The following is a 10,180-nucleotide window of genomic DNA, read 5'->3' as shown; positions in this document are numbered from 1 at the left end:
TTTTTACGTCTGTGGGAAATGAAAGCGCTGTGAAGTCCCGGGGTCGCTGCGCTCGCCCGGACTACAGACGGTAATAATGTGCACGTATAATACCCAGTCCGTAGCCCGGGCGAGGCGTTTTACGCCGACTCCGGGATGGAGCACTTTGCCCGATGGCGACGTTAACGCCTTATCCAGCCTACAAAGACGCTCTATCTCCTGCCTCAACAAAATATTCCATTCGAAGCAAGTACGGCGCTGAAAATAAGACAACGTTCGCTATCTCTTTATTATGATGAGCTATTTAGATTGTCGACGGGAATTAAAAGAGGTGGGTTTTGTTGATAATAAAATTGACGGCGATGTCATCCTGACGATGACAATAAGCGCAGAGACGGCCAGAAAGCATGCACTTTCTGGCCGTTGTGTTATTTGGTCAGTGCAACGATACCCAGCGTCAGTCCCGCCAAAGCAGCAGCGCCACCGGCGATAGCACCTGCGGTTTCCCAGTTGTCCTGTGTGGTCCCTTTCATGCAGGTGTTGGTGTGAACCAGACGGCCCTGATCGTCATAAACAGGTACACAAGGTGAGTCATGCGCGCAGCCAGCAAGCAGTGTTGCCAGCAGCGTCACCAGAATAAATTTTTTCATGATGTAGCCTCTAAATAATCCGTTTCATTACGCCAGAAATAGGCCGTATTACGGAATGGCTTATTTTATCACCTGTGCTATAGCCCATTGGTAGGGGAAATAATCTCAATTTATGTGGTTCGTAAATATCGTGGAGAAGGGAGCCTGAAAACGGTGGGATTATGTAGAAATGATGCAGAAGAAAATAACGAAATGGTGCGCTACGAAGCGTAACTGATGGTGGCACAGCCTAACGTATTGAGCCTGCACCACTAAACTTCCTGATTACCGAACAAAAAGAAAGGCGCCCGTAGGCGCCTTTTATCCTGAGTGATTGCGTTACTCAGAGTGTTTGGTAAAGCGACGTCTCACGACAACGAAGAATACTGGCACGAAGAAGATGGCCAGCAGCGTCGCGGTCAGCATCCCGCCCATGACGCCGGTACCAACTGCGTTCTGCGCACCACTACCTGCACCGCGGCTGATAACCAGAGGCATAACGCCGAGGATAAAGGCCAGAGAGGTCATCAGAATAGGGCGCAGACGCATACGTGATGCTTCGAGCGTTGCTTCAATGATCCCTTTACCTTCTTTATCCATAAGATCTTTAGCAAACTCAACGATCAGAATGGCGTTCTTCGCCGATAGACCAATGGTTGTCAGCAGACCTACCTGGAAGTACACGTCGTTATTCAGACCTCGTAATGAGGCGGCCAGAAGCGCTCCCACAACACCTAATGGCACTACTAACATAACGGAGAACGGAATAGACCAGCTCTCATAGAGTGCGGCCAGACACAGGAAGACGACAATCAATGAGATGGCGTACAGCGCTGGCGCCTGGTTGCCGGACAGACGTTCCTGATAGGACATTCCCGTCCAGTCAAAGCCAATGCCTGAAGGCAGTTTGCTGGCCAGTTGTTCCATCAGGGCCATCGCCTCACCGGTACTTTTACCCGGGGCCGCTTCACCGAGGATCTCCATCGATGGCAGACCGTTATAGCGTTCCAGACGTGGAGAGCCATACACCCAACGTGAAGTCACGAAGGCGGAGAATGGCACCATCTCACCGTTTGAGCTGCGTACGTACATATTGTTGACGTCGCTTGGCAGCATGCGGAACTTCGCGTCAGCCTGAACGTAGACCTTCTTCACGCGACCGTGGTCAATAAAGTCGTTGACGTAGTAGCCGCCTAGCGCAGCAGAAATGGTCTCATTGATATCGGACAGTGAGACGCCTAATGCCTGCGCTTTTTCCTGGTCGACATCGAGTTTGAACTGCGCGGTATCTTCCAGGCCGTTTGGACGCACGCGAACCAGCTGATCGGGATGCTGCTGCACCATACCAAGAAGCTGGTTACGGGCTTGGGTCAATGCGGTATGACCGAGGTTACCCTGGTCAATCAGCTCGAAGTCGAAACCGGTCGCCGTGCCCAGCTCTATAATCGCCGGCATGTTGAACGGGAATACCATCGCATCTTTAATCTGGCTGAAGGCCATCGTGGCACGCTTGATGACGGATTCAGCGCTATTTTCTTCCCCGCTACGTTCATCCCAAGGCTTCAGACTCACAAACGCCATACCGGAGTTCTGACCCTGGCCGCTAAAGCTGAAGCCGTTAACGGTAAAGACGCTCTCAACGTTCGCCTTCTCGTTATTGAGGTAATAGTGGGTCACCGTATCCAACACCTTCTGCGTGCGCTCCTGTGTCGCACCAGCAGGAAGCTGAACCATGGTCAGGAATACCCCCTGGTCTTCGTCCGGCAGGAAGGACGTTGGCAGGCGCATAAACAGCACCGCCATGCCGACAACAATCAGCACATAGATAAGCAGGTAACGCCCAGTGGAACGCAAGATACCGCTGACGCTATTGGTGTAGTGGTTAACGCTCTGGTCAAACTTATTGTTAAACCAGCCGAAGAACCCTTTCTTCTCGTAGTGATCCACAGAAGCGGGTTTCAGCAGCGTGGCGCACAGCGCTGGGGTCAGGATCAGGGCAACCAGTACCGACAACGCCATTGCGGAAACGATGGTTATCGAGAACTGACGATAGATAGCCCCGGTTGAGCCGCCAAAGAAGGCCATCGGTACGAATACCGCTGACAGCACCATCGCGATCCCAACCAGCGCGCCCTGGATCTGCTCCATCGATTTCTCTGTGGCCTCGACGGGCGATAGCTTCTCCTCAACCATCACGCGCTCGACGTTCTCCACCACCACGATGGCGTCATCGACGAGCAGACCTATCGCGAGCACCATCCCGAACATGGTTAGGGTGTTTATCGAGTAGCCAAACATCGACAGTACGGCGAAGGTCCCGAGCAGCACTACCGGGACGGCGATAGTTGGAATAAGCGTCGCACGGATGTTCTGCAAGAACAGGTACATGACGAGGAAGACGAGAATAATCGCCTCAAACAGCGTCTTAATAACTTCGTGAATCGAGATGGTCACGAACGGCGTGGTGTCATACGGATAGACCACCTTCATCCCCTGCGGGAAGAAAGGTTGTAGCTCCGCGAGCTTGGCTTTGATGGCGTTGGCAGTATCCAACGCGTTCGCGCCGGTCGCCAGCTTGATCCCAAGCCCCGATGCCGGTTTACCGTTAATACGTGCGACGACGTTGTAGTTCTCACCGCCGAGTTCAATACGCGCGACGTCGCTCAGATGTACCACCGAACCATCGGCGTTCACGCGCAGAGTCACTTTACCGAACTCAACCGGATCTTTTAGACGCGTCTGCGCAATAATTGAGGCGTTCAACTGCTGGCCTTTCACCGCTGGCGTACCGCCCAGTTGGCCTGCCGCAATCTGGTCGTTCTGTACCTTTAACTGATTGATGACATCAACCGGCGTCAGGTTGTATTTGTTGAGCAGGTTGCCGTCGAGCCAGATACGCATCGCATACTGCGCACCAAAGAGCTGCACGTCACCCACGCCGTTCAGACGGCTGATAGGGTCCTTAACGTTAGAGGCGATGTAGTCAGAAATATCGTCCTGTACGGTCGTTGGATTATCAGAGATAAACCCGGCTACCATCAGGAAGCTGCTGCTCGACTTCTCAACGCTGATACCCTGCTGCTGCACTTCCTGCGGCAGCAGCGGCGTTGCCAGAGAGAGCTTGTTCTGAACCTGAACCTGGGCGATATCCGGATCGGTGCCTGACTTAAAGGTCAGGGTGATGGTCACGGAACCCGCGGAGTCACTGGTTGAGGACATGTACATCAGGTTATCGATACCGTTCATATTCTGTTCGATAACCTGGGTGACGGTATCCTGCACGGTTTGCGCATCAGCACCTGGATAGGTTGCTGAAATAGCCACGGCAGGTGGAGCGATCGTCGGGTACTGCGCGATTGGCAACTGCAGGATGGCCAGGCCACCCGCAATCATCATGATGATGGCCAGAACCCAGGCAAACACCGGTCGATGGATAAAAAACTTAGACATGTGGTCGGTACCTTATTTCGCAGCAGGCGCTGCGGTATCCTCTTCAGCCTTCACGGTTGCGCCCGGGCGCACTTTCTGCAGCCCGCTGACAATCACCTTATCGCCCGCTTTAAGGCCGCTGGTAATCAGCCACTGGTCGCCAATCGCTTGTGCGGCAACGACGTTGCGTGTTTCGACCTGGTTTTTATCGTTCACCAGCAGGACGGTGGCATCACCGCGAGGTGTACGAGTGACGCCCTGCTGTGGAACCAGCATGGCATTTGGGTTCACACCTTCATCGATGCGCGCACGAACGAACATCCCTGGCAGTAGTACATGCTGCGGGTTAGGGAAAATGGCACGAAGGGTGATAGAGCCGGTGCTTTCATCCACGGTAACGTCTGTGAACTGTAGCGAACCTTTCAGCGCGTAGGCCTGACCGTTTTCCATCAACAACTGCACGCTTTTGGCGTCGCCGCCCTGCTGCAGGCTTTCTTGCTTGAGGCGCATAAAGTCGCTGCTGGACTGGGTGACATCGACGTAGATAGGATCCAACTGCTGTACCGTTGCCATGGCATCTGACTGCCCGTTGGTCACCAGAGCGCCTTCAGTCACGCTGGATTTACCAATGCGGCCAGTGATTGGCGAGGTCACTTTGGTATAGGCCAGGTTAATACGTGCGGTCTCAACGGCGGCTTTCGCCGCCATGACGTCCGCATCGGCCTGGCGTGCTGTTGCTACCGCCTGGTCATAGTCCTGTTGGCTGATGTATTTGGTGCCTAGCAGAGGAACATAGCGCTTCACGGTCAGGTGAGCGATGACCGCAGCGGCTTCTGCTTTCGTCTGATCGCCTTTCGCGCTGTCATAGGCCGTCTGGTAGGTGGCTGGGTCTATTTGATAAAGAGACTGACCGGCCTCTACATCACTCCCTTCCACAAAGTTGCGTTTCAGGATAATGCCGCTGACCTGTGGACGAACTTCAGCGACGCGAAACGCAGAGGTACGGCCTGGTAATTCGGTAGTGATGGACAATGGCGCATTGTTAACGGTGTGAACGGTAACCTGAGGCATTGGCGCATGCGCTTGTTGGCTTCCAGAATTATCACAGCCGCTAAGTAATGCTGCTGAGATAATTAAGCTGGATAAAAGTGTAACCCTGGCGTGACTCGTCATTGCTGTTCCTTATAGATTGATAGCCTGGTTTGACTAAAAATCTGTGAAAGAAAGGGTGAATAAAAAATGCAGTTCGTTATCCTACAAATAAACATCGGTGGATGTAAGAGATAGTTATTTTTGAACGATCACCAAAGGCACGGAAACGCAAAAATAGCAGGATTAGAGAATCTGAAAAGAGGTGTGATGAAATCATGCATTCATAATGTGAATATAAATTAATTAAATATATGTTTAATGGATTTATTGATTTTTAGTACTTATCAAACTTTTTGGTAAATACTGTTGTTAGCCTAAATGGTAAATTAAATTGATTTTCCATCCACCGCGAAGTTTGCGGTAAGTGACGTAGGCTATGGCCAGAAAAACGAAAGAAGAGGCGCTCAAGACGCGCCAGCTGCTGCTTGAGTCAGCCATTGAGCAGTTTGCGCTGCAGGGCGTGAGTAACACCACGCTGACCGACATAGCTGATGCTGCTGGGGTAACTCGCGGTGCGGTTTACTGGCACTTTGCCAGCAAAAGTGAATTATTTAATGCGATGTGGGAAGAACAACTACCGTTGCGCGACCTAATCCATCATAAATTGATACAAATAGACAGCGCCAATCCACTATTAAACTTAAGAAATAAATTCGTCGTTGGTTTGCAATATATTGCTGAAACGCCGCGGCAGCGCGCGCTGATGCAGATCCTGTATCATAAGTGTGAATTTAGCAGCGATATGGTGCCGGAGCATGAAATCAGAAAAAAAATAGGTTTTAGCTATGATTCCATGCGAAATGAATTGCAGGCCTGCGTGCGTAACAAAATATTACCTGCTGATACAGACATTGAAATTATATTGATTGTCTTACATAGCGCATTTAGCGGCATTATCAAAAATTGGCTGATGGACCCACTGCAGTTTGATCTCTATCAACAGGCTCCGCTGCTTGTCGACAATATTATGGCGACCGTTTGTGCTCAACATCTGTGGGCTACCCGGCCTACGCTGGTTGTTAACCAGTAACTGCGTATCCTCTCAGGCAGGGAAGCCTGAAGATTATTCATCTGGCCCTGCTTCTGCTGTCCTCTGCTTTCGGCTTCTGTCATCTTATTCTTCTACTCATCATCCCCGTAACGAGGTGTTTATGAACGCGATTTCTCGCCAGATTGGCGACTTTTTGGTGACGCCGCTCAGCGACGGTAATATGGCAGCGAGTCTCGAACTCCTGTCCGGTATTAGCACGACAGAGGCTGGGGAGATCCAGAAGCAGGCTGGGATTACCGAGCCTGGAAATCTGCATATCTATGGTTATCTTATCCGTGGGCGCGGACGAACGATTCTGGTGGATTCAGGAACCGGCGGCGCCAATAACGTGGGCGGGCAGCTGAAAGCCAATTTGCAGGGTGCTGGCGTCCAGCCTGAAACGGTGGATACCGTGTTGCTGACTCACGCTCATCCTGACCATCTGGGGGGCTTGCTGGATGAGGAAGGCATGGCGGTTTACCCTAACGCCGCTCTCTATCTGCATCCGCTTGAGAAGGCGTTCTGGCTGGATGATGCACGGTTTACACAGGCTAACGAACGTCAGCAGCGTAACTTTATCCGCGCGCGCCAGACGTTAGCCACCTACGGCGAGCGTGTTCGTCTGCTGAGCGATGTGCCGATTGTCGAGGGAATTCATCCCGTCCCTCTGCCTGGGTACACGCCGGGGCATACGGGGTTCAGAATTGATACTCCGGAAGCTAGCCTGATTATCTGGGGTGACATTGTTCACTTCCCTTATATTCAGACCGCTCACCCTGGGGTGAGCATTGCCTTTGATATCGATAGCGAACAGGCGGAAGCGTCGCGTAAACGTATTCTGGCGCAGGCGGCAGAAGAAAAGCTGCTGGTGGCGGGGATGCACTTCGGTGGGTCGGGCTTTGCGCGGGTTATTCCAGAGGATCAGGGCTACCGTATCGTCTACGCTGAGGCGTAAAACAGGCAATAAAAAAGGCGCTTCCCCATGCCGAGTCGCGCCTTCAAAATCAAGCAATTAACTGATTAGTATCAGTTCATGCCGTATTTTTTCAGTTTCTTACGCAGAGTACCACGGTTGATGCCCATCATCAGGGCTGCGCGGGTCTGGTTACCACGGGTGTATTGCATCACCATGTCCAACAGGGGCTGTTCTACTTCAGCCAGTACCAGCTCATACAGGTCATTAACATCCTGACCGTTCAGTTGAGCAAAATAGTTCTTCAGTGCCTGTTTAACCGAGTCACGCAGGGGTTTTTGAGTTACCTGATCCTGAGAGTTAACGGTAGAAACGGTCAGTACGTCAGAATTTACGCGTTGTTCGAACATAGTTCTGTCAGCTCTTTATTTCATTACGCAAGATTTTCGAAGTATGCCTCCAACGCCTCCAGCTGTACGCTGGCATCCTCTATGGCGTTGAATGTGCGCCGAAACTGGTCATTTGGAGCGTGCTCCTGGAGATACCAGGATACGTGTTTACGCGCGATTCGGTACCCTTTTGCCTGACCATAAAAGTCATGCAGTTCCCGAACGTGCGCACAAAGCAAGCGCTTAACCTCTGCCAGTGGCAGTGGGGCAAGCAGCTCCCCAGTGTCCAGATAATGCTGGATTTCCCGAAAGATCCAGGGTCTTCCCTGAGCGGCACGTCCTATCATCAGGGCATCAGCCCCTGTATAGTCGAGTACAGCTCTGGCTTTAAGCGGGTCAGTAATGTCACCATTCGCGATAACCGGAATGGAAACTTTCTGCTTAACTGCCCGAATGCTGTCGTATTCAGCTTCACCATTGAACAAACAGGCGCGTGTGCGTCCATGAATGGTCAGGGCCTGAATGCCACAGTCTTCGGCCAGTTGGGCAATCTCTACACAGTTACGGTGTTCCGGCGACCAACCCGTGCGAATCTTTAACGTAACAGGAACGTCCACTGCGCTGACAACCGCCGTCAGGATTGACTTCACCTGGTCGGGGTATTGCAGAAGGGCTGAACCTGCAAGCTTGCGATTCACTTTTTTGGCCGGGCAACCCATATTGATATCAATAATCTGGGCGCCACTTTCCACGTTGATACGCGCGGCATCTGCCATTTCTTCAGGCACGCTTCCGGCAATTTGCACGGTACGAATACCTGGTTCATCAATGTGCACCATCCGAAGGCGGGACTTATCGCTTTCCCAGACCTGGGGGTTAGACGACATCATCTCGGAAACGGTTAAACCTGCTCCCATCTCGTAGCACAGCGCCCTGAACGGCCGGTCGGTAATACCTGCCATAGGTGCTGCGATCAGTCGATTTCTGAGCTGGTGTTGTCCGATACGCATGAGTTAAGAAATGACCATACTGTGACTGCAAGGCGGCGTATATTACGCATTTTTTGCACGAGATGAAAGGCCAAACTTTAACCAATCCTCTGAGGTGGATCAAAGAATCGCGGTAAGCGTTGTCACCACTAAAGAATTAATTATATAAATCATCTAATTAGAAAATTATGGCGATTTTATCTACATCTATATTTTTGAGTAACTTCTCACTTTTTCTTCGACTCAGGGAGATCTGGCAAGATAATCTGCTGATTTAATCAGCAGATTATTGTGACATAGTGTGACAATGCTCCCATTTCAGGAGATGATCCCGGCACTCTTCTGCCGCTTATTCGACAACTACACGGCCATTGAGCGGCTGTGCCGGTCGGTTATTGTCATGGTGCATCGTGTGGGTGAATTTTTTCAGCTGCGCTTCTGAAAGCGTCATGGGCTGCTTCAGGACAATCCAGGTCACACCCTCGGAGCAGAATGGTGTGGTCAGAGAACGTCATCAACCGTCACGTTAAGCGGTGAAAGATGGGCTTTGAGTGTGGTCTCGATGTTAATCGGGGATTGATTCATCCCGGCCTGACAGGTTTTATACTCCTCGCTGAGCGAGCCCAGTACTCGGGAAACCCTTCGCCTTCATATCATCCATTGAATGGTTTGCGTTTTTTATTTTTTAACTTTAATGAGTTAAGTCGATATTTTAATGCATGGATGGGGTGAGGGGCGTACAAAAAGCGGGAAACTGTGGCCTCCAGAGAGGCCACGGGAAGGAATTATTTTTTGCGACCGGTAATGCGGCACCACTCTTCTTTCTCAACGACGGCGTCGAGGTCAAAGAGATCGGCGTAGGCTTCGCAGACGCTTTCCGCCTGGCTTGCCAGGATACCAGAAAGCCCCAGCAGGCCGCCTGTAACCGGCAGCACGCTGATTAACGGTGCCAGCTCGCGTAATGGGCCAGCCAGGATGTTTGCGACCACGACATCGGCTTTCATGGCTTCTGGCTGATCCTGTGGCAGGTACAGTTCCAGACGTTCAGAAACGCCGTTACGCTGTGCGTTATCTCGGCTAGCCTGAATGGCCTGCGGATCGATATCGATCCCGATTGCTTTCGCAGCACCCAACTTCAGCGCGGCGATCGCGAGGATCCCGGAGCCACAGCCAAAGTCGATAACCGTTTTGCCGGTTAAGTCCAGCCCGTCCAGCCACTGTAAACACAGGGAGGTGGTTGGGTGCGTACCGGTGCCGAAGGCCAGGCCTGGATCGAGCATCACGTTAACGGCGTTAACGTCCGGCACATCGCGCCAGCTTGGGCAGATCCACAGGCGTTCGCCAAAGCGCATCGGGTGGAAGTTATCCATCCACTCGCGCTCCCAGTCTTTATCTTCCAGCTGCTCAATCTTGTGGGCGAAGCCTTCACCCAACAGCGGATGCTGTTCCAGGATGGCAACCACTTCTTTCATGTCGGTTTCTGCATCGAACAGGCCGATAACGTCGGTATCGCCCCACAGACGCGTTTCACCCGGCAGCGGCTCAAAGACCGGCGTGTCATGCGTATCCTGGAAGGTGATGGAGACCGAACCGGCTTCCATCAGCGCATCGCTAAGATCTTCGGCATTCTCGCCGGTTGTGTTCAGTTTCAGTTGGATCCACGGCATGGC

The 10,180-nt window shown here is 52.0% G+C and carries 8 protein-coding genes and 1 pseudogene; 2 read left to right on the top strand and 7 right to left on the bottom strand.

What is annotated here, in order from left to right; translation table 11 throughout:
• Positions 1-407: 407 nt before the first annotated feature.
• From GKAS_RS00670 to GKAS_RS00660, 3 genes are all read right to left on the bottom strand, one after another.
• Complete coding sequence (locus GKAS_RS00670) at positions 408-629, bottom strand: lipoprotein (RefSeq protein WP_035891258.1); 222 nt, start codon at positions 627-629, stop codon at positions 408-410.
• A 318-nt stretch (positions 630-947) separates the two neighbouring features.
• Positions 948-4,058, bottom strand: coding sequence for an efflux RND transporter permease subunit (locus tag GKAS_RS00665; RefSeq protein ID WP_035891255.1), 3,111 nt, complete (start codon positions 4,056-4,058; stop codon positions 948-950).
• 12 nt (positions 4,059-4,070) lie between these two features.
• Positions 4,071-5,210: an efflux RND transporter periplasmic adaptor subunit gene (locus GKAS_RS00660; RefSeq protein ID WP_035891254.1), complete on the bottom strand. Its 1,140-nt coding sequence runs from the start codon at positions 5,208-5,210 to the stop codon at positions 4,071-4,073.
• 355 nt (positions 5,211-5,565) lie between these two features.
• Here GKAS_RS00660 and envR point away from each other — a divergent pair, with 355 nt between their 5' ends.
• Complete coding sequence (gene envR / locus GKAS_RS00655; RefSeq protein ID WP_035891251.1) at positions 5,566-6,219, top strand: acrEF/envCD operon transcriptional regulator; 654 nt, start codon at positions 5,566-5,568, stop codon at positions 6,217-6,219.
• 121 nt (positions 6,220-6,340) lie between these two features.
• Positions 6,341-7,174, top strand: coding sequence for an MBL fold metallo-hydrolase (locus GKAS_RS00650; protein WP_035891248.1), 834 nt, complete (start codon positions 6,341-6,343; stop codon positions 7,172-7,174).
• A gap of 71 nt (positions 7,175-7,245) precedes the next feature.
• Here the strand turns inward: GKAS_RS00650 and fis are convergent, their stop codons facing one another.
• The 4 genes and pseudogenes from fis to prmA all read right to left on the bottom strand — a co-directional run bounded on the left by fis (position 7,246) and on the right by prmA (position 10,177).
• Positions 7,246-7,542 (bottom strand): DNA-binding transcriptional regulator Fis, encoded by a 297-nt coding sequence (gene fis, locus GKAS_RS00645; protein WP_000462905.1) that lies wholly within the window; start codon positions 7,540-7,542, stop codon positions 7,246-7,248.
• A 23-nt stretch (positions 7,543-7,565) separates the two neighbouring features.
• Positions 7,566-8,531, bottom strand: coding sequence for a tRNA dihydrouridine synthase DusB (gene dusB / locus GKAS_RS00640; RefSeq protein ID WP_035891246.1), 966 nt, complete (start codon positions 8,529-8,531; stop codon positions 7,566-7,568).
• A gap of 328 nt (positions 8,532-8,859) precedes the next feature.
• Positions 8,860-9,163 (bottom strand): annotated as a pseudogene (locus GKAS_RS24475) (carbonic anhydrase family protein); the annotation flags it as partial.
• Between the two features lie 132 nt (positions 9,164-9,295).
• Complete coding sequence (gene prmA, locus GKAS_RS00635; protein WP_035891243.1) at positions 9,296-10,177, bottom strand: 50S ribosomal protein L11 methyltransferase; 882 nt, start codon at positions 10,175-10,177, stop codon at positions 9,296-9,298.
• Positions 10,178-10,180: the final 3 nt, after the last annotated feature.

It is taken from the genome of Kluyvera ascorbata ATCC 33433, assembly GCF_000735365.1.
Classification (GTDB): Bacteria; Pseudomonadota; Gammaproteobacteria; order Enterobacterales; family Enterobacteriaceae; genus Kluyvera; species Kluyvera ascorbata.
This window is presented reverse-complemented; position numbering and strand designations above follow the sequence as displayed.

Coding starts and splice junctions, on each gene's coding strand:
- GKAS_RS00670 (WP_035891258.1), bottom strand. CDS start 629: ATGAAAAAATTTATTCTGGTGACGCTGCTGGCAACACTGCTTGCTGGC.
- GKAS_RS00665 (WP_035891255.1), bottom strand. CDS start 4,058: ATGTCTAAGTTTTTTATCCATCGACCGGTGTTTGCCTGGGTTCTGGCC.
- GKAS_RS00660 (WP_035891254.1), bottom strand. CDS start 5,210: ATGACGAGTCACGCCAGGGTTACACTTTTATCCAGCTTAATTATCTCA.
- envR (WP_035891251.1), top strand. CDS start 5,566: ATGGCCAGAAAAACGAAAGAAGAGGCGCTCAAGACGCGCCAGCTGCTG.
- GKAS_RS00650 (WP_035891248.1), top strand. CDS start 6,341: ATGAACGCGATTTCTCGCCAGATTGGCGACTTTTTGGTGACGCCGCTC.
- fis (WP_000462905.1), bottom strand. CDS start 7,542: ATGTTCGAACAACGCGTAAATTCTGACGTACTGACCGTTTCTACCGTT.
- dusB (WP_035891246.1), bottom strand. CDS start 8,531: ATGCGTATCGGACAACACCAGCTCAGAAATCGACTGATCGCAGCACCT.
- prmA (WP_035891243.1), bottom strand. CDS start 10,177: ATGCCGTGGATCCAACTGAAACTGAACACAACCGGCGAGAATGCCGAA.